We start from the raw sequence: 19,802 nt of genomic DNA, 5'->3' as shown, positions 1-19,802 counted from the left end.
TTTGCTGGCATTTTTGTATTGATTGATTGATTGAGTTACTATTTATAGTATACCCTATTTAAATGCGCAACAGCTTATTAGGGTTGCTAGGCGGTATTAAGCACTTAGCTGCGCTCGACAAATGTGCGATCGCTTGTCTATAAAAGTAATTTACTGCATACCCAATAAATTCGCTGCGATCTAATGCCATGATGAAAACATCCCAACCAGATATTATTGTGACCAGCCCAGATGGAGAATATCTGATAATCGTTGAGGTAAAGCTCAAAGACATCAGTATCAGTGTTAAAAACGCTATTGAACAGCTTAAACACACTATGGCATCTATTGGTTGCTCAGTTGGACTTGTCGTAGCTGGCGATCGTGTGATTCTCCTCCGCGACTCCTTAGAGAAATACAATGGTGAGTCAATTTATGTAGTTGGTGAAGCGAATCTTCCCGATTCTTTGCTACCACCGGCAGATGAGCAATGGAAAGGAAACCCTGCTATTGAGTTTGAATCGCAAGTTCAGCGATGGCTTGAGAAACTAAAGCTGACTGCTAGTATGGACAACTTCCCAAGTGACTTAAGAAATCTACTTAGTGAATCAATAATGAGTCTTCTGCAAATTGGCGAAGTGAGAGCTGGTGGCCCTAGATGGAGCAAGGTTGCAAGGTGAAGCCCAAGGCAGTTTTAGTTGAGACAAATTGGGTAGTGGATGTTATCGATCCACCTAACTATTATTAGGGTGAAAGTTTCCGCATAATACCCTAATCACGTGGATAGGCGGAAGGTTGTTGTATAACGTTCCGCGTGGGCTACCCTAGATAACCTTTCCATCCCCACCAGTGACTTTCGTTCGCTCGACTGACGTGTTAGACTGATTTACGAATATGCTTGAGTCATATTTGAGATAAAAGCTTCAAGCTCACCTACAGAATATTGCCTTAACCCCTCGGTATACACGTAATTTGTGAACGCGATCGATATATTGGCAAAGCAAAACGTTGGTTTATAATGTCGTTCTAGGTCTTTCCGTTTCTTTTTACGCTCTGCCTTCGGTAGATGGTATGTCTCGCTACGAAACTTTAGGAATTGATACTCATACTCCGCCTCTGACTGAATGAGAATATTTGAATCTCGCCGCAATTGCTCCGTAAACCTGAATTTCCTTTGAAATAGTTCGTCTTGCACCCGCGCATCATCGCCAACAAATTGAGACAGCGCATCGATAACTGCCCATCGAGTCATGTAAACCGGGCTAGTCGTCATAGACTCAAGAAGTGCCCAGAAGTTTTCGGTTCCGAGCCAACCCATCTCACCAATTAACCTCGGCAACAGGATTGGGTCAATGTCTCGTAATGCGCTGAAGGCTTGATTCAACATCGGGAGACTGCCATAGCTGCAAATCTTACCCAATGTATAAACTACTGTCTGACAAATAAAATGGTTTGGAGAAAAAAGAAGCTGCTCAAGAGTTTTGACGATCGAAGAATCTGAATAACCTTGACAAAACTTCTCACAATCAGGATTCCGAGAGCCAAAAAGAACTAAATCTCGAATAAAGAGACAAGTTAAACTAACTGTTTCATCGTTCTCTGATTGCAAAAGTTCATTGATAATATTGCAAAGTTCTACATCAGATACTGAGTTAACAATCCCACCAAAATAATCGATATTTTGAAGGGAATCAAGATAGTGCAAAATGCTATTTTCTATCATTTTTGTTTATATTGTGTTCTACGAAATTGCGTTATTCGGCTGAATTTATTCGTAACATCAACCATTTTTATTACCGCTAGCACACTAAATCCTATCCATTCAATCCAGCAATAATATTGACGCTCATAGCCAGAATAGCGGTGTTAAAAAAGAACGACAGCACACTGTGAAAAAGCACGAGAAATCTCATGGAACGAGAAGTAGTCTGCACGTCTGCAACTTGGCAAGTCATCCCAATACCAAAGGAGAAATATAAAAAATCTTTAAAGTCTGGTTCGTTGTCACCCGGAAAATCCAAACCCTTAGCCTGCGAGTAGGTGCCGTGCTGCTTGTTTCTCCGGTTTCCGTAGTAGCTGTGGGCATAGTGCATGGTGAAGATAGTGTGCACCTGCATCCAAGAGCCAACAATTGTCAGCACAGAAAGCCCCAAGTGCAGCAATAGCAAATTTGGGGGCAGGCCTTTGGTGTCGCGCAGCAGGAAGAAGATGGCTAAAAAGCTAGCAAAAGCCGCTGCGGTGATTGTGCTTAAGATTGCCAAGCGGCCGGCGTCCAACTGCTGAGCGTTGTGGCGCATCAGTTCGGGAGTACCTTTCAGCATCAGTATCCAAGTCAAAATCAGGAAACTGACAGCGCCTGCGTTCCATATACACAGTCCCCGAGTCAGGGGGAGATACTCGCGCGGCAGGAAAACAGCGACTGCTATAGCTAACAGAACAGATGCAAACAGGCGGTGCCGGACGCTCCACACCCAGTGCATTTGAGATTTGGAAACATTTCTCACAGTCATCGAGTGTAAGTTAGGCACAGTAAGGGTTAGTAGAAAATCCTAACTACTGCTATTTTGGCAGGAACTCCCCAAAAATAGCTCTGAATTGGTAACACGCGGCACGGACAGGATTTTTCATGCCTTTCGATAGATCGATCGACCTCAACGTTCTAGGTACAGTGGAACAAAAGATAAATTGCGGTTTGACATTATGGCATCCTCTCAACCCCTCAAAGGCATTGAATTGATCGACTGCGCCAAAGCCAACGCCCAACAAGGAATCGCCACAGCCGCCGAGCTTTGCGGCTACGGGAGCGACCTCGACACCTTCGAGAGGGAACTGAAACTGGCTTGCCAAAACATCGGCGTCGAAGTTAAAGAGTTGAGCGACTTGATTACGGATCAGCAGATGGTGCAACAAGGAATGGGCATCGAAATTGCTCCCGACACTCCCTCAGAACTCTAGGATCAATCTCCACCTCACCAGGAAACAGAGCTAAAACCGCCCCGACAGGAGTATTGTCAGCCTGCTAGCTGAGGCAGGCTAGAATATTTGGCATGGGAGCTTCTGACTTTTGGCAGGAGTCGTGTTTCCTCCCGCGAAGAGAGTGCTTTCTGGAGGGTGCTGAGATTGTTAGGAGGACTGTCGTGTCAGATCAGCAAGACCGAATTATGCGTTTGTTTATAGAGGAGGCTAAGGAGCACCTCGATACTCTAGAAAATGGTTTGGTGGATTTGAAGTCCACGATGAAAGACCCCGAAAGCGTCCAGGAGATGTTTCGCGCCGCCCATTCGGTGAAAGGAGGGGCGGCGATGCTCAGCTTGGATAGTATTAAAACAACCGCTCACCGCTTGGAAGATTGTTTTAAGGTGCTCAAGGACGGGCCCGTCAAGCAGGTTGACCAAACGGCAGAATCCCTATTCTTAAGGGGAGTTGATACGCTTAAGGACTTGCTGGCGCGACTGGAAGGGCCTTTCGGCTTGAGGAATGAAGAGGGAGAAAAACTCGTGCAGCAGGTGATGCCAGTTTTTGCTCAACTGGAAACTCATCTGAAAAACTTGGCGGCGGGCAAAGTTCAGGTGGTTGCTGCTGGATCTCGTGCGGGGAGTGCTGCTCCAACAGCGGGCGCTGTGCCGGCGAATTTTGCTGTGGAGGTGATGGTTTTACTTAAAGAAATGTTGCAGGTGTTCAAGCAGAAAGAATCGGCTGCTAGTCGGGAAGAGTTGACGGCTGTGTGCGTTCGCCTCTATAAGTTGGGAGCTAAAATTGAGCCTTGGCAAAATTTAGTTAAAATAGCTAGAGGGGCGATCGTTAATCCTAAAAACTCTTATAAAGTCTTAGCTCCGCTGATTATCAAAGAACTTAAGGAGGCTGGGGATTTGGTGCAAGGGGCGAAAGCTAAGACGATCGCTCCTAGTAAAAATTTGCTGCTTTTGGCGACAAGTCCAAAAGCAGAGCCAAGTGCCCCCGCAGCGATCGCAGCAGCGTCGCAGCAAGTAGCTCTTCCCGCCGAACCGAAGGCGGTAGTTAAGCTTTTGCTCAAAACTTTCAACAAAAAGCAACTCTCGGAAATCGCCAAGTTACTGGTTCACGCTATCAAATCCTCTGCGAAGTAGGATTTGTTGCAGTAGAAGATAGAGTCAAAACAATATTTTTGAGGCGGAAAATTTTTGCGAGTTGCTGCTAGCTCCAGCTCAGCAGCAACTCGAAAAAGTTGGCTGATTCGAGATTTTTGACCTCTACCTTCTACGGTTGGGCAACGCTGCGTTAGAATTAGTGGATATAGGCTCGGCGTGCAATCTTGTACCAGAATAAAAAATCGAGCAGGCTCTAGAAGGCGGTAGCTGTGAAACCAATTCGTTCATTAGAAGATGCTTTAAACCGCTGTCAGGCGATGGGAATGCGCTTGAGCCGCCAGCGTCGATTTATTCTAGAACTTTTGTGGGATGCAAAAGAACACCTCTCGGCTCGGGAAATTTACGATCGCCTGAACCAACAAGCGCATTCGATCGGTCATACTTCTGTTTATCAAAATCTGGAAGCTTTGTCGAGAGAAGGGATTATTGAGTGCCTAGAACGCTCGGAAGGACGTTTGTACGGGAATGTCAGCGACTCTCACTCTCATGTTAACTGTCTGGATACGGCTCAAATTCTCGACGTTCACGTGGAACTGCCGATCGACTTGATCGAACAAATCCAACAGCAAACCGGTGTCAAAATTGTAGACTACCGGATAGATTTTTACGGATACCGCTCGTCCGTGTCGGCCACGGAAGCATCGACTGCGAGCGATACGCCAAAGGCTTCTTAGCCAGAAAAATCTAGGCTGTCCCCGGCAAAACCGAGGTGGCAATGCGGAGGGTGTGCGGTATAAAATAATTTTAGTATAGAGAGCAGGGCGGGTTTTGTACCGAGATTGTTTGCTGTCACAATCCTTGGCTAAACCCGCCCCTACAAATTATTCGTTCATTGGTAGGGGCAGGGCGGGTTTTGTACCGAGATTGTTTGCTGTCACAATCCTTGGCTAAACCGGCCCCTACAAATTATTCGTTCATTGGTAGGGGCAGGGCGGGTTTTGTACCGAGATTGTTTGCTGTCACAATCCTTGGCTAAACCGGCCCCTACAAATTATTCGTTCATTGGTAGGGGCAGGGCGGGTTTTGTACCGAGATTGTTTGCTGTCACAATCCTTGGCTAAACCGGCCCCTACAAATTATTCGTTCATTGGTAGGGGCAGGGCGGGTTTTGTACCGAGATTGTTTGCTGTCACAATCCTTGGCTAAACCGGCCCCTACAAATATGCGTTTTTTTCGCTTACTTACTTAGCTTGACAATAGGTTTCGTAAACACCATCAAGTGAAAGTCGATCGGCAATTTGCGATCGCTTGGGCAGAAAATTTCCGACTAAACCCCAAATTTATCTGGGGAGTAAAATCTAGAATGCGAAAATCTAGAATGCGAAAATCGAAAATCGATCGGGGCTCGATCGTGTTTTTTCTGGTAAACTGCCAGCGAGAGCTGTGAATAACAGTTGGATAACTGGTATGATTTACGTGCTTCGAGACCCAAAAAATCTCGGCAGCAAACAGTGGGGCCGGACACGAACCTCACTAGAAAACGCCGTAGAGGGAAAGATTGCCGGTACCTTGAAGGAAGTTCTCGATCTCCTTAACAGGAGTCAGAAGCTGACATCACAATCTATGATTTGATGTCGGAGTGTTACGCAGAGAGCGCATTACAGGACAGGCTGAAGTAATGGCGAGACGACAATCTGACCAATTCCACACACCACCCCCATACAACCCATCCCCCAAACCGACGGCACAGTTGAGTGCAGAGGCAACAGGCGATGCGAACTCCTCCCTCACGGCGCCACCAAAAGATGGCAAAAGAAGTTTTTGGCAGTGGCAACTGATCTGGCTGAGTCTCCTGGTGGGATTTGGAGTAACGGGTGCCGCTGCATTTCTGTGGTTGCTGACGATGCCGCCGCCGCCAAATTGCCAGCAACTGTCGCCGCTGGCGGCAGACGGAGAGCGACTTTACTGCGCTCAACAAGCGGCTAAGTCGGGCAAACTAGAACAGCTAGAATCGGCAATGGCACTGGTGCAGGCTTGGCCGAAAGAACACCCGCTGTACTCCCAGGGCCAACATTTGATCGGGGACTGGTCGAAATCCATGCTGGGATTTGCCAAGGCAAAAATTGAGCTGGGCGATTTGAAAGGCGCTCTGGCGATTGTGGCGAAAATTCCGAAAACCAGTCGGTCTTACCCAGAAGTACAGGAGGCTGTTACTGGTTGGGAAAAAAATTGGCAGGAGGGCCAAAAACTCTACGATACAGCCCTAACAGCTTTGAAAAGTGAGGATTTAAAGAAGGCGTGGGATTACGCTCAAGCTCTGTTTAAGCTGGAAAATATTTTCTGGAGTCAGAAGCGCTACAACGAGCTGATAGGGCAGATTTCTTTGGAAAGAAACGGCTGGCAGCGCTTGCAAGAGGCGAGAGATTTGGCGCAGGATGGAACTCCGCAAAAGTTCGCTGAGGCGATCGTCCTGGCTCGCAAAATAGACGCGAAGCTGTTTGCCCGCGCTAAAGCTGAGAAGGAAATTGAGGGCTGGAGCCGGACTTTGCTGGCAATGGCAAATAAGCGGTTGGGGGTGAAAGACCTCCCAGGGGCGATCGAGGCTGCTTCTGTGGTGCCGCAGGATTCGCCGCTGTTTGCGGAAGCTCAAGATTTGATGCAGTTGGGTCGAGCTCAGGCGGTGACGTGGAACCAGTCGATATCAACTCCGCTGGCGCAACACATTTTTATCTTGCTGGAAGGGCAAGGGGCTGCTAGCCAAATTGCTCCGGGCCGCCCTCTGTACAAGCAGGCTCAAGTTCAAGTTGAAAATTTGCAGGTGCAGTTTCAAGATTTGCTGCGGCTGCAAGTGGCGAGCACGATCGCCAGTTTCGGTCAGACAGGGGCGCTTCAGGCAGCGATCGAGCAAGCGCAAACGATCGGGCCTAAACAGCCGCGCCGGGTTCACGCTCAAACTTTGGTGGCTACTTGGCGCCGGGAAATTCAACGGATCGAAGACAAATCTTTTGTGAGTCTGGCGAAGCAGTTGGCACAACCGGGAACGGTTGAAGGACTCAAAGGTGGCATCGCTCAGCTACTTCTGATCGCTCAAAACCGCCCCCGCAGGGTAGAGGCGCAAACTCTTTTGGCTCAGTGGACGAAACGGATAGAAGTTATTCAAGATCAGCCTTTTTTGGATGAAGCTATCGCCCTGGCGAAGCAAGGAAAACTGGGCGCTGCTATTGAAAAAGCTTCGGAAATTAAGAGCGGCAGGACTCTGTACGCCAAGGCTCAGGATAATGTTTATCAGTGGGTGAGCGAATTGCAAGTGGCTCAAGACAGACCGATTCTCGATCGAGCTGCGGAATTGGCTTCTGGCGGTAGTCTCTCAGCGGCGATCGATATGGCTTCCCAAATCGGTTACGGTAGGGCGCTGCATTCCGAGGCGGCAGGGGCGATCGGGCGCTGGAGTGCCGAACTCAGAGCCAACACTGCACCGCCAGCTCGCGAGTACGCGCCGGCTCCGCGACAGGAGGATTACGCCCCGGCTCCGCGACAGGAGGATTACGCCCCGGCTCCGCGACAGGAGGATTACGCGCCTGCTCCCGAGCAGGCTCCTGCTCCGGAGCCTTACTATCCGCCCGCCAGACAAGAGGCCCCGGCTCCGGCTCCGGAACCTTACTATCCGCCTGCTCGGGAGGCGGAGCCTTACTATCCGCCCGCTAGGCAAGCGGAGCCTTACTATCCGCCCGCCAGGCAAGCGGAGCCTTACTATCCGCCTGCTCGGGAGCCAGAACCTTACTATCCGCCCGCCAGACAAGAGGCTCCGGCTCCGGCTCCGGCTCCGGCTCCGGAACCAGCGCCGCCCTCGATTCCTCAACCTGCTGGGCCTCCTGATGCTAATTTGATCCCCGAGTAATTGGGTTTTAGCTGAAGTGCTTCTCAAATCTCAAATCTCAAATTTAAAATCCAGTGAGTAATTTGCAACTGCTGTCGATCGATAGCGACCCCATTTTCCGGCTGGGGCTGCGAGTAGCCTGCGAGCAGTATCCAGACTTGCAAGTTGTCGCCTCGGTTGCCACCGCAACCGAGGCTTTGCGAGTTCTAGAAGATCGCTCGATCGCCTCTGGAGCAAGCCAGAAGCCCGCTGATTTGGTAATTTTGGCTGTTGAGACGTTAAATGTGCGATCGGGTCAAATAGAGGCGCTGGCAGTTTGTGGCGATCTCAAAAGTTTGTACCCCAACCTGCCGCTGTTGCTGCTAGGTGGGCCGCTGACACCAGAGTTGTTGGTGCACTTACAGGCTGCGGGCGCGAATGGCTATTGTCCTAAAGGTAGAGATATTTCCCTGACAATCGAAGCTATTCGCGCGGTGGCATCGGGACACAGTTATTGGCCGGCGGATGCGGCAGCTAACTCGGAATTAGAATTAAATTCAGCGGTGGTTCAAACAGTAGAAAACTCACCAGTAAGTGCAGACGAAAATGCGGATGATCCGACAGTCAATCAGCCCGTACACCAAAAACTACTGGCTTATTTTTGTCTCTCTGGATTGCGCGAAATAGATGCAGCTTTGGCGGTTGTCAAAGCTGATTTGCAACAGGTGAGAGCGGCAGATCCGACAGATTTGCCTTCTATTTTAGATGGGGTTGTACTCAGCGGGCGCCGCCGAGAATTGCTGGCTGCTCGTTGGATTGTCAGTCAGTTCTTGTTTGATGGAAGAGGAGAGAAGGAAGAAGGAAGAAGGAAGAAGGAAGAAGGAAGAAGGAAGAAAGAAGAGGAAGACGGGAGACGGAAGACGGGAGACGGAAGACAAGAGAGTTTGTTGAATAATTCTCAGTTGCAAGTCGCGAATTCCACAGTTTCGGGTGAAGCTTTGGCGGTTGCGAGTGATTGGCAAGGAAGTTTGTTTGACTCTGTGGCGGCTAAATTGCAGTTTGATTGGGTGAATTTGACTGGCGTGCCTTTGGAAATCGATATTTTGCGATCGACCAAAAAGCGCGAATTGATTAGTTCCATCCTGCGGAAGTTACAGGATTTGCTGGAAGAATTGCGCTTTTCGCAAGTAGAGCAAACTCAATTGTCGCAAAAAATGCCTGCTATTTTGCGGGATTTGTGGGAAGCGACAATGATTGATTTTTTTGGCAGGTACTATACGCTGCAAACGGGAGAACCTCGGGTTTTTGACGGCAGTCAAACAAGCTTGAAACTGCCAGAAATTCAAGGGGGAAGTCCTGCTTTTTTGATTTCCGGCAGCGGCGTAGAAGTTGTGCCGGTGCTGCTGGCAGATGAAAAAGCAGTTGCCGCAGAAATACTTGACAAAATCCCGATGATTGTTGATTTATTTGCACATTTGCTATTTGAAATTCCGCTAACTGTTGACAATATTTCTTGTCTTCCTGGCAGCCCGCAAGCGATGCAGCGAGCTGAAGCTTTGCTGGAAAATTTGGTAATCCAAGTTGCTAGCGGAGTGGTGCAGCCTCTGCTCAATAATTTTGCGGATATTGAGGAAATCAAGCAAAGTTTTTACGATGGCAAGTTGATTTCGACGCGAGAAATTGAGCAGTTTCGGAATGATTTATCGTGGAGATATCGCTGGGATAGCTATTTTGTGGAACCGAAAGCTATTTTTGAAAGCAGGTTTTGGCTGTTTGTTTTGGGCGATTCTGGAATTAAGAGGATTTCTATTTATGCTCCTAGAAATGGGGAGTTAGCACAGCTTTCTGGGTGGCAGTTGGCTTTGACTTTGCTGCTGGAAACTCGGGATGCGATCGCACCTAGAGTTCGGGCTGCTATTTCGCTATTGGGTGCTGCGGTTGTTTACGTTTTGACGCAGGTTATAGGGCGGGGAATTGGTTTGATCGGGCGGGGAATTATCCAGGGGATTGGTAATTCTTTGCAGGATGGCAAGTTTGGGAAAAATGGGTGAGTTGACAGTTGACAGTTGACAGTTGACAGTTGACAGTTGACAGAAGCAATAATGAAGAATGAAAAAGGCAGAGTTGACAGTTGACAGTTGACAGTTGAGCGAATAAAGAAGGAAGAATGAACAGGGGAATGTACGGGATTGAACTGATTGAGATGAATCAGTCGGATTTGATATAATTGGCAATTGGTAATTGGTGATTGGTGGTATTATAGATCGTGACTTAATGTTATAAGGTTGAGTTTTTATGAGTATTATGATAGCGGTAGATGCCGATCGCATAAACAGCTTAGATTTGTCTCCGGTGCGGACTGTGATTGAACAGTGGCTGGCGGCTGGGGCGATCGCCCAAAACGAACAACAGGTACAATTTGAAATTGAGTATCCGCGCGAAGAATTAGATCCGCGAGAAATCTCGGAACTTCCAGAAGTGCGGCTGTGGTTTATTCGCTTGGATGCTTGTTATCCTTGGCTGCCATTTGTTCTCGATTGGAAAGGGGGAGAATTGGCGCGCTATGCGGCGATGTTGGTGCCGCACCAGTTCCACCGCACCCAAGGCATTCAGTACAATCCTGAAGCTTTGGAAATGTTTTTGATGAGCAAAATTTTTGTGTTGACTGATTGGTTGAACCAGCAGGGAATTCCCAGTAAATCGAAGTTGATGGCGATGTCGCAGATGTTTGGTTATGATTTGGATGATGCTTTTTTTGATGTGATCGTCCCGCACAAATAAGCGATCGGATCTCTAATTAACATCATCCTAATTAGGTAAATGAGTCTATACCTTAAGACTTACGTACAAAGGTATAAACTCGGTTTTTTTCCTTGTGGGGCGAACTGGAAAAAAAACCGGGCGGTTGAAACCGCGGCTATACAAACAAAACCCGCATTGCCAAGGGTTGAATAACAGGCGGTGAAAATTACGTTTTACATTATTTTCTTGACACCGCGTCGGCGGACATCGTTTTTGTAGACGCGGTTTCAACCGTACGTCCGATCTTAATTAATCTTAATAGCAACCGCAAAACGGCTTTAATACAATGCTTTAACCATCTCGCCCAGCAATGCTGTTGCTTGACTTCACACTTTCCTCAGAATTTAGAGTTAGTTTAGATAAACACCGATCGCCCGATTCAATCGATCGAGGAAATATCCCATGAAAACAGATTACCTCATCGTCGGCAGTGGTTTATCAGCACTGGTTTTCGGAGCTTTGATGGCAAACTCCGGCAAAATCGTACACATCCTCGAAGCTCACGAGCACCCCGGAGGCTTTGGCCACACCTTTACAATGGCCAAAAAATACACGTTTAATGCCCAATTCCACTACGTTTGGGACTGCGGCGAAGGACATACAGTCAATCGAGTGCTCAAAAAACTCGGTCTCGATCGAGATGTCACCTTTGAGCGGTACGATCCGAATGGCTACGACCACATGAGAATGCCTGGGTATGCACTGGATATTCCCTCGGAACCAGAGGAACTAATCCGCAGATTGTCGGCGCTGTTTCCCGAAGCAAGCGAGAACATTCGCAAATTCGTCAACGAAGTCGAGCAAACCGGCGCGGGACTCAGAAAACTCGCTCCTCCCGTCAAACCAATTGAATTGCTCAAAAATTTCGGTGACGTATTCTGCGCCATCCAACACCTCAATAGTACACTTCAGGACGTTTTCGACAAGTTCCAACTCCCGCAAGCCGCCCAGACCCTATTAGCCCTGCAATGGCCGGACTTTTTGCTGCCGCCGAACCAACTTTCTTTCTATGCTTGGATTGCCTTATTTCGAGGCTATCAAGAAGGTGCATTCTACCCGACGCAGCATTTTGAAGATGTGATCAATTCTTTAGTTAAAGTCATTGAATCCAACGGGGGGAAAGTTCTACTAAATCATGAAGTCACAAATTTCAGGCTGACAGATAGAACTGTCACGGGAGTTGAAGCGATGGATTTGACCACGCATCAAACCCATGAATTCACTGGCGACACAGTAATTTGCAACCTCGATCCCAAACGAGCGGCTAAGATGATTGGAGAGGAACTGTTCTCTAAAACAGTGCGGCGGAAACTCAACTATGAGTATTCGGCATCTAACTACATGGTGTACTGTGTTGTCAAAGATATCGACCTCCGAGACTATGGATTTGGCAAGTGGAATACGTTTCATTCCGAACACTTGGATCTGAATGAAGCTTTTGCTCAAATGTATGATAAAAATGATTTTTCCCGTCCGAGTTTTGCGATTACAACGCCGACTTTTTTGACGGAAGCGCGGGGGGATTGTCCAGAAAATTGTCAAATTGTGGAATTTCTGACTGTTGCTAATTATGGTTATTTTAAGCAACTTTGGGAGAGCGATAAAAAAGCTTACAGGCAGAAGAAACAAGAGATTCTGGACTCGATTTTAGATGTTGTTGAAAAACACTATGTTCCAGATTTTCGCAAACATATGGTGTTTCATATTACCGGAAGTCCTACCACTAACGAGCGCTTCTGTTGGTGTCCTAATGGCAATTCCTACGGTTCTACCCTGACGCCGCGCAACATGGGGGTCGATCGGCTAAATCACGAAACCTCCCTCAATAATTTCTATTTCTGCAACGCTTCCTCGGGCTATCCAGGCTTTGCGCCGACATTTTGGACGGGGGCGCTGCTTTATCAACGTTTATCCGGTGATGCGATTTTAGGGTGAAGAATAACAATTAAATAACAGCGATATTTCGTGGCTTGGGTTGAGGCTTTGGGAAATCAAAAATTGGCTGATATCCATGAGGACACGGCAGATGCAGACGGCGGTTGAAACCGCGTCTATAAAAACTAAGTCCGCCGACGCTCCCTTAATAAAACAACCTAATTTTAACCGCCAGTTCTTCAACCCGCGCACCATCCGGGTTTTGTTTGTGTAGACGCGGTTTCAACCGCGAGCGTCTTCTATCAATTTAGGAGTAAACTATGAGAATTGCAATTGTTGGGGGCGGAGCTAGCGGTATGGCGACAGCCTACTGGCTCGATAAACAGGGACATCACGTCACTGTTTTGGAAAGGGAGCCGATTTTAGGCGGACACATTCGGACGCTCAACAAAAATGTCGAACCCAATCAATCTGAGTGCAATGAAATATTAGAAAATGGGGTGCTGGAATTTCCCACTGTGTTTTACAATTTCGTTGCTTTGATGCAGGAGCTAGGCGTTGAATTAGAACCTGTGCAGATTGGTTCAGTGCTGTTTTTTAAAGATGGCGAACACTTTTTGTCGCGAGTATCTATCGAAAAGAATTTCACCGGTATCCAACGCCTGATTGAGTATTTGCGGCTCGATAGTCTGTACGCTCGTTCGGCTGGATTTATTTTAAAAATGCGGTTTGCTAAACAGCACGATTTCTACGATATGCCGCTTTCTCAGAGTTTGAAAAGCTCGTGCGTCCGCAATGATTGGCTGAAGTTGCTGACGATGTACAGCTACTCAATACCGTTTGAATTGCTCGACAATTTTCCGGCAGAATTGGCGATACCGATGCTGCGCGCCTATGCCTCGGTTAGTTGGGTGAGGATTAAAGGCGGGGTGTATTCTTACATTGAAAAGATTCTGGAGCGGTTTAAGGGCGATATACTGCTGAACGTGGAGATTGCCAAGATTTTTAGAAGTGCTGATGCTGTAAAAATTGTGCTGGCTAATGGGGAGATTTTCGAGTTTGATCAGGTGGTTTTTGCGATGCCGCCCGACCAGGTGATGAGGCTGTTGGCTGATCCGACGGAGGCGGAAACGAAGCGGTTTGTGGCGTGGAAACCTAATTATGCGACGACTGTGCTGCATTCGGATACTTCGATGTACGATCGCTATGGTATTCGCAAGTTATCAGAATTTGATTTTTTCGAGACGGACAAGGGATGGGGCTATAATGCGAGCTTGAATCAGCTTTGCGGCATCACATCGCCGCGGGAGTACAGCTTAGCATTTAAACTGGAAGAGTCGATCGCCAAAAAACACATTATTCACATCCAAAAACATCACACGCCGCTGTATAATGTGGAGTCTTTTCGATACCGAGACGAAGTTATCGAGACTAACGGGGAAAACAACACTTATCATGCGGGAGCTTATTTAGGGGATGGTTTGCACGAAGGAGCGATTACCTCTGCTTTGCGAGTCGCGAAATTAATCGGGTGAGATCAATGGTGATGCTAAAAACTCTCGAAAATATCGGTAAATTTCTGGCTGGTGCAGCACTCTCACAAAAGTAATAATGTCTGCATCAAAAGTTAAACCAATGCCAGAGTCGCCGGCTCGGATGCGAGAGTGATTTTTTCCGTTTGCTAAGCTGCGACACAACCCCCGGCATTTAAGTAGACATCATGGCTCACAGATGCGGGCATTGTTGATCCAGCTAACTGAGTACCCTCAAAGTTGGCTCCGATGAACGTTGCCCCGCTCAAGTCGGCTTCGCTCAAGTCTGCATAGCACAGCCTAGCCCAATCGAGGTTTGCCTGCACCAAAGAAACTCCCACCAGATTTGCCCTGGTTAAATCTGCTCCCATCAACTGGACGCCCCGCAACTGAGCCCCGCTGAGATTCGCTGCTAACAAGTTCGAGCCTTCCAAGTTGACCCCGTTCAGTTTGGCCTCGCTCAGGTTGACGCCATTGAGATCCGTCCTGCTCAGGTCGATGCCATTGATGTAAGCTTTGCTGAGATAGATGCCTGTTAGTTGAGCGCCAAAAAGCTTTGCACCGCTGAGTTTTGCCCCTCCGCAGTTTGCCCAGTTGAGGTTTGCTCCCGTGAGGTTGGCACCCCGCAGGTTGATGAATTGTAGGTCGGCTGTACACAAATTGGCGTTCCAGAGGATGGCGCTCCGCAGGTTGCTACCGATGAGTTGGGCGCCACTCAACTTTGCCCTGGGGAGTTTTGCTTTGACGAGGAAAGCTCCGCTGAGATTGGCTTTGGTAAGCTCTGCGTCCGCTAGTCTGGCTTGGCCCATTTTAGCAAAACTCAGATTTGCCCTGTAAAGGTTTGCGCCGTTGAGTTCTGCTTTGGTGAGATGCGCCCGACTCAGGTTAGCTCCCGACAGGTTAGCCCTCGAAAGGTTTACCCCGACCAAGATGGCTCCGCTGAGATTGGCTCCGCTGAGGTCGGCACCAGCAAAGTCTCTGTTTCCATTTTCGTAGTCTTTGAGCAGCTCGGTTACTTCCATAGGGGTCAGATTCCTAATAGCGGAAATTTATCTAGAAATACGCACTCTTTATAAATATTTTATATCTAACCGAGCGGATGCGATCGCACTTTGAAGAAAGCTTAAAATTAACTTTATATTTCTCAATATACTTGGTTCTTTTTGCCACACTTCGGACAGTTTTTGATTGCCAACCGTAGAATAAGGGTTTCAGGGGGATCAGTACGAGGGCAACGCTTGCCGAGGCACAGGATCTGCTTTCGGGTAAATCAATGGTTTCAGACTGTGACCTCAAAACTGTCCGGTTAAAAGTAATTTCCGACATTGCGCCTCTGGGGGATTTCTGGATATGCCTAACGGTAGATGCTATTTGTTCAAAACCTAGTCGATCATCTAGTACAGATTGTACAAAACTAAAAGCGAGCAATATTTGTGTGGGGCAAGTCCCTCTACTTTTAGTTAGGCAGATGTTTCAATCTATGTTATTCTGAGTGAAAATGGAGGAATCATTATGTCAAAAGAAAGAAAAAGCAACAAAGAAGTCAAAAAGCCCAAGAAACAGCCTGACGGTGTGGCTAAGCCGAAGGATGACAACAAAAATTATGGCACAGACAACCGCAAGTAGATAGCGAAAGCCTTAGCAAATTAGGTTTCAGTTTCAATCCCTAATAACGGTTGAGGTTAATTGCGACTTAAGGCAGTTCGCCATGATGATTGTATAATTACGGTTCGCTACAAGTTAGGACTTTTGGGCAAAAATAGCAATTGCGTTGCATCCTCAAAATTTAGTCCCTCGATTTTTACGCCTACTTCCGCTTTTTTGCCCAAAAAATAATGTAGTTCCACAATCCCATCACAGGGATATCTCAGTCACAGCAATATTACCGCCAAAACAGACATCAACATCAGTCCCCGCCGCCCGATCGCGATTACCGTACTCTCCGACATAATAAAAGTATTCTCCCTCCATCCTGTAAACCACAGGCAGCGGCTGCGTCGAAGGCTTGCAAAACACAATTTCCGGTTCCGCACTTCCCGGCGCTAAATGCGGCAAATTCACATTCCAGAAACACCCAGGCTTTGATTCCCGATTTAGCAAATCCGCCAATACCCGCGATGTCCAGCGAGTCGCTAAATCCCAGTCTATTTCCCAAGGCCTTTTCATCCAGTGGGAAATGGCGATACCAGGAATCCCGTGCATTGCTGCTTCCCGCACCGCCGCCACCGTACCCGAAATGTACACGTCAACCCCCAAATTGCCGCCCGCATTAATCCCCGAAAGCACCAAATCCGGCTTGGGACAAACGTGATTCAGAGCGAGGCGCACGCAGTCTGCGGGTGTTCCCCCTACAGCATACTCAGATTCCGATCGCCGATCGACATGAATCGGACTGTGAGCCGTCACTTGATGCCCGCAGCCAGACAACTGCCCCTGCGGAGCCACGATAATTGTCTTACCTTCTACAGCCTGCAAAAGTGCCTGAATCCCTGGAGCGTCGATGCCGTCGTCGTTGGTTAAAATTATCGTCATTGAAAATTACTCCTAAATTTGGCTGCTGTCGGAATTGTCACAAATGCCCACTTGTGGTAAAGTTTTGTGTCGATTGCTTTGCATCAAGGCAATCTGCAAGTTCAGTTAAACGCGCTCACAGCTATGTTTTTGTTACCAATTCTACCCTTAGCTCAAGCAATCCCGACACGTCCCGCCCAAGAACTGATCATCCAGCCAGAAGTCCCGCTACCGGAAAACGAACTGGATTTGCCAAAACCGCAGACAACCGCCCCGCTGAACACTGTAATGCAGCCCCAGCAAGTGCGCGTTTTGCCGGGAAAACTCGACAACATCCCCGTTTTTAATAGTAATAGCCCCGAAGTTGTGCAAACGGAAGGCATTTTGCTCTCCACATTTCCGCAGGAATCTAAACAAGTACCTGCTGCACATTTAAACTTTCCCTTCAAAGGCCGATTTGATATCTTCGCCCACCACATCGCTAAAGCTAAAAATCGCGAACAAACTCGCACCTTATTTCAAGGCATAATTGTTTACAATCCCAACTCGGAACCTGTTACTTTAAATATATTGCAAGGAGCTACCTATTTGACTCGGCCGGATGCTTTGTTTGTCGATTTGCCGTCGTATTTAGAAAATCGATTCGGCACCGTGTTTGCGGGGCCTGGCAGCCGCATCACCAGCGATGTGCTGCGGGGGCACCGACAAGCCATTTTGCCGGCTGCGATCGAAATTCCGGCGAATCAGAGCCGAATGCTGATGAATTTGCCGATACCTGTAGGCCATGTCACGCCTGCTTCCAACGGGCGATCGACTTTGATGCGAATGTCGAGCAGCAATTCGGTTTATGTTGCTAGTTTAGCAATGTTTGCTCCTCAAACTAAAGAAGGAGTCGAGCAATATCCGACTTTAGAACAGTGGGAAAATATTTTAGATACCAAAGGTTTAGCCGGGCCGAGAGATTTGGCACCAACTCCGAGAGGCGAAAATCCGCTGCAAAAAATTTACGGCCGCGTGGCGGGTGTCGCTGAAGGTTCTCAATGGCAAGCTAAAATTACTGACAATTCGAGAACCGATTATTTAACAATTCCTAAGCGCGGCGAGTCATTTTCCTATGCTCTGAGCACTACTGATACTGGTACTTTTGGGACTGGTCAAATTCAAAGCGCTAAAATGTTAGCTCGCTATCCTGATACTGCTTATTTTGCTCACGGTAATTACGGGATTCAATACAACTTAACTTTTCCGCTTTACAACAAATCTCGTGAGTCTCAAGCTGTGAGCATTAGAATGCAAACACCGATTAAAGCAAATACAGAATCGGCGGGATTGATGTTTTACGATCCTCCGGAAAATCGGATATTTTTCCGAGGTACGCTGCGGGTGATGTTTAATGACGATACGGGCAAGACTTTGACGCGCTACATTCACATCGTGCAGCGCCGGGGACAGCAGGGGGAAGCTTTGGTGAATGTGAATATGAAGCCGGGGGAACGCCGTTTGGTTCAGGTGGATTTCTTGTACCCGCCGGATGCTACGCCGCCGCAAGTCTTGACTGTGCGATCAAGCAATTAGTCAGTTGACAGTTGACAGTTGACAGTTGACAGTTGACAGTTGTCAGTTGACAGTTGTCAGTTGACAGTCATTGGTTATTAGTTGCGATCTCAAATCTGCTGACATCGGAATGATATTCGAGTGCTGTCCCAGCTCGCGAGGGCAATGATACCTAGAAGTAGGGTGCGGAGCGAATAATGAGATTTTTGCTCTTTTACTCACAATCTCACTACTGACTACTGACTACTGACTACTGACTACTGACTACTGACTACTGACTACTGACTACTGACTAATGACTAAAGTGTCAAAGATTGAGGATTTGTCTCAATCAATTTGGCTAAATCTTGCAAGAAAGATGCAGCATCAGCACCGTAAATAATCCGGTGATCGCAAGTAATATTCACCTGCATTTGCCGCTTAACTCCCATCAAGCCTTCCTCGTTAGCTACGACTTGCGGCCGCGAAGAGCCGATCGCCAAAATCGATCCTTGATTCGGTGGTAAAATTGCATCAAACTTATCTACTCCAAACATTCCCAAATTGGAAAGAGTAAAAGTTCCCGTGCTGTATTCGTCAGGCTTTAGCTGTTTGGCGCGGGCGCGATCGACTAAATCCTTCCAACTGCGGGAGAGCGAATAGATATCCAGGCGATCGGCATTTTGCAGCACCGGCGTAATCAAACCGCCACCATCCATCGCCACCGCTACCGCCACATTAATATCAGCGCGGTGTTGAATTCCCGACTCCACATAACAAGCATTCAGCAGAGGATGTTTTTGTAAAGTTACTGCTACTGCTTTTGCCAGCAGAGCCGTCATTGTGACGCCTTTCGGCTTAATTTGTTTGTAGAGTTTGTCCAGATTGTCAGTCGTAATTGTGTAGCCGACGCGGAAACATGGCACGCTCAAACTTGCTTCCATATTACGGACTACCGCATTTTGCAGCGCGTTCATCGGTACTCTGTTACCGGAAAGCGCTACCGCTGGGATTGGTGCGGGTGCGGGTTTGGCTGCTGCGGGTGCGGGCGCTGCGGGTGCTGGTGTTGCGGGGACTGTGACTGGTTGCTGAACCGGAGCGGGTTGAGCTTTACCTGCTGCTGCTTCTACATCTTCTGCGACAATCCGACCGTTGGGGCCGCTGCCTTTGAGAGAATTCAAATCTACTTTAAATTCTTTGGCTAACTTGCGAGCGCGGGGAGAAACGACGCTGCGGCCGTTTTGGCGGCTGACATTTTGCTGCAAACCCACTGATGCTGTAGCTGCGACAGGAGCGGGAGCTGCGGCTGCTGGGGCTGCTGCTGCTGGGGCGGCGGCTCCTTGCTGCTGAGCTGCGGCGATTTCGGCTTCTGTTTCTGCTACTAGGGCGATCGCCGCTCCCACCGGAGCAACTTCGCCTGCTGGTACAATAATTATTGCTAGATAGCCTTCGTAGAAAGACTCGACATCCATGTCGGCTTTGTCGGATTCAACCACGACTACGGTTTCGCCCTTTTCTACTTTGTCCCCGGCGGATTTGACCCAGGAAACAATTTTGCCCTCTGTCATGGTAGAGCTCAGGGCTGGCATGAAAACTTCGCGAATCATCTGTAAAAAGTCCTTGTGAGTTGGTAATTGGCGATCGGTA

15 protein-coding genes are annotated in these 19,802 nt (G+C 48.1%); 10 read left to right on the top strand and 5 right to left on the bottom strand.

Features of this window, described 5'->3' with window-relative positions; translation table 11 throughout:
* Window positions 1-188 precede the first annotated feature (188 nt).
* Window positions 189-659, top strand: coding sequence for a hypothetical protein (locus QUB68_RS17275; protein WP_332994687.1), 471 nt, complete (start codon window positions 189-191; stop codon window positions 657-659).
* 206 nt (window positions 660-865) lie between these two features.
* Here the strand turns inward: QUB68_RS17275 and QUB68_RS17270 are convergent, their stop codons facing one another.
* A complete protein-coding gene (locus QUB68_RS17270; protein ID WP_332994685.1) occupies window positions 866-1,702 on the bottom strand; it encodes a HEAT repeat domain-containing protein in 837 nt (278 codons plus the stop codon).
* Window positions 1,703-1,793: 91 nt separating this feature from the next.
* The gene (locus tag QUB68_RS17265; protein WP_332994683.1) at window positions 1,794-2,507 is read right to left on the bottom strand and encodes a DUF1345 domain-containing protein; all 714 of its coding nucleotides are present in this window, start codon (window positions 2,505-2,507) and stop codon (window positions 1,794-1,796) included.
* A gap of 172 nt (window positions 2,508-2,679) precedes the next feature.
* Between QUB68_RS17265 and QUB68_RS17260 the strand changes: the two genes are divergently transcribed.
* The 8 genes from QUB68_RS17260 (at window position 2,680) to QUB68_RS17225 (ending at window position 14,114) form a co-directional block, all read left to right on the top strand.
* Window positions 2,680-2,934: a hypothetical protein gene (locus QUB68_RS17260; RefSeq protein WP_332994681.1), complete on the top strand. Its 255-nt coding sequence runs from the start codon at window positions 2,680-2,682 to the stop codon at window positions 2,932-2,934.
* 83 nt (window positions 2,935-3,017) lie between these two features.
* Window positions 3,018-4,085 (top strand): Hpt domain-containing protein, encoded by a 1,068-nt coding sequence (locus QUB68_RS17255; protein WP_442923100.1) that lies wholly within the window; start codon window positions 3,018-3,020, stop codon window positions 4,083-4,085.
* Window positions 4,086-4,315: 230 nt separating this feature from the next.
* Window positions 4,316-4,780: a Fur family transcriptional regulator gene (locus QUB68_RS17250; protein WP_332994676.1), complete on the top strand. Its 465-nt coding sequence runs from the start codon at window positions 4,316-4,318 to the stop codon at window positions 4,778-4,780.
* Window positions 4,781-5,724: 944 nt separating this feature from the next.
* A complete protein-coding gene (locus tag QUB68_RS17245; RefSeq protein WP_332994674.1) occupies window positions 5,725-7,944 on the top strand; it encodes a hypothetical protein in 2,220 nt (739 codons plus the stop codon).
* A gap of 53 nt (window positions 7,945-7,997) precedes the next feature.
* Window positions 7,998-9,953, top strand: coding sequence for a DUF3685 domain-containing protein (locus QUB68_RS17240; protein WP_332994673.1), 1,956 nt, complete (start codon window positions 7,998-8,000; stop codon window positions 9,951-9,953).
* Between the two features lie 244 nt (window positions 9,954-10,197).
* Entirely contained in the window at window positions 10,198-10,683 is a 486-nt protein-coding gene (locus QUB68_RS17235) for a CRR6 family NdhI maturation factor (RefSeq protein ID WP_332994672.1), read from the top strand.
* 423 nt (window positions 10,684-11,106) lie between these two features.
* Window positions 11,107-12,639 carry a phytoene desaturase family protein gene (locus QUB68_RS17230; RefSeq protein WP_332994669.1) on the top strand — a complete coding sequence of 511 codons (1,533 nt, stop codon included), beginning with the start codon at window positions 11,107-11,109 and terminating at the stop codon, window positions 12,637-12,639.
* A gap of 260 nt (window positions 12,640-12,899) precedes the next feature.
* Window positions 12,900-14,114, top strand: a complete 1,215-nt coding sequence (locus QUB68_RS17225) for an FAD-dependent oxidoreductase (protein ID WP_332994667.1) — start codon at window positions 12,900-12,902, stop codon at window positions 14,112-14,114.
* A gap of 146 nt (window positions 14,115-14,260) precedes the next feature.
* Here QUB68_RS17225 and QUB68_RS17220 read toward each other — a convergent pair whose 3' ends face one another.
* Together QUB68_RS17220 and surE are read right to left on the bottom strand one after the other, a co-directional pair.
* Window positions 14,261-15,133 carry a pentapeptide repeat-containing protein gene (locus QUB68_RS17220; protein WP_332994665.1) on the bottom strand — a complete coding sequence of 291 codons (873 nt, stop codon included), beginning with the start codon at window positions 15,131-15,133 and terminating at the stop codon, window positions 14,261-14,263.
* An 832-nt stretch (window positions 15,134-15,965) separates the two neighbouring features.
* Window positions 15,966-16,643, bottom strand: a complete 678-nt coding sequence (gene surE, locus QUB68_RS17215) for a 5'/3'-nucleotidase SurE (protein ID WP_332994664.1) — start codon at window positions 16,641-16,643, stop codon at window positions 15,966-15,968.
* 123 nt (window positions 16,644-16,766) lie between these two features.
* On the opposite strand from surE, the gene QUB68_RS17210 reads away from it, so the two are divergent.
* Window positions 16,767-18,197 carry a DUF3370 domain-containing protein gene (locus QUB68_RS17210; RefSeq protein WP_332994710.1) on the top strand — a complete coding sequence of 477 codons (1,431 nt, stop codon included), beginning with the start codon at window positions 16,767-16,769 and terminating at the stop codon, window positions 18,195-18,197.
* Window positions 18,198-18,475: 278 nt separating this feature from the next.
* Here the strand turns inward: QUB68_RS17210 and QUB68_RS17205 are convergent, their stop codons facing one another.
* Complete coding sequence (locus tag QUB68_RS17205; RefSeq protein WP_332994709.1) at window positions 18,476-19,762, bottom strand: dihydrolipoamide acetyltransferase family protein; 1,287 nt, start codon at window positions 19,760-19,762, stop codon at window positions 18,476-18,478.
* Window positions 19,763-19,802 lie beyond the last annotated feature (40 nt).

Origin of the sequence: Microcoleus sp. A006_D1 (genome assembly GCF_036702805.1) — a bacterium.
GTDB lineage: Bacteria > Cyanobacteriota > Cyanobacteriia > Cyanobacteriales > Microcoleaceae > Microcoleus.
This window is presented reverse-complemented; position numbering and strand designations above follow the sequence as displayed.

Coding starts and splice junctions, on each gene's coding strand:
- QUB68_RS17245 (WP_332994674.1), top strand. CDS start 5,725: ATGGCGAGACGACAATCTGACCAATTCCACACACCACCCCCATACAAC.
- surE (WP_332994664.1), bottom strand. CDS start 16,643: ATGACGATAATTTTAACCAACGACGACGGCATCGACGCTCCAGGGATT.
- QUB68_RS17270 (WP_332994685.1), bottom strand. CDS start 1,702: ATGATAGAAAATAGCATTTTGCACTATCTTGATTCCCTTCAAAATATC.
- QUB68_RS17210 (WP_332994710.1), top strand. CDS start 16,767: ATGTTTTTGTTACCAATTCTACCCTTAGCTCAAGCAATCCCGACACGT.
- QUB68_RS17230 (WP_332994669.1), top strand. CDS start 11,107: ATGAAAACAGATTACCTCATCGTCGGCAGTGGTTTATCAGCACTGGTT.
- QUB68_RS17220 (WP_332994665.1), bottom strand. CDS start 15,133: ATGGAAGTAACCGAGCTGCTCAAAGACTACGAAAATGGAAACAGAGAC.
- QUB68_RS17205 (WP_332994709.1), bottom strand. CDS start 19,762: ATGATTCGCGAAGTTTTCATGCCAGCCCTGAGCTCTACCATGACAGAG.
- QUB68_RS17260 (WP_332994681.1), top strand. CDS start 2,680: ATGGCATCCTCTCAACCCCTCAAAGGCATTGAATTGATCGACTGCGCC.
- QUB68_RS17275 (WP_332994687.1), top strand. CDS start 189: ATGATGAAAACATCCCAACCAGATATTATTGTGACCAGCCCAGATGGA.
- QUB68_RS17225 (WP_332994667.1), top strand. CDS start 12,900: ATGAGAATTGCAATTGTTGGGGGCGGAGCTAGCGGTATGGCGACAGCC.
- QUB68_RS17235 (WP_332994672.1), top strand. CDS start 10,198: ATGAGTATTATGATAGCGGTAGATGCCGATCGCATAAACAGCTTAGAT.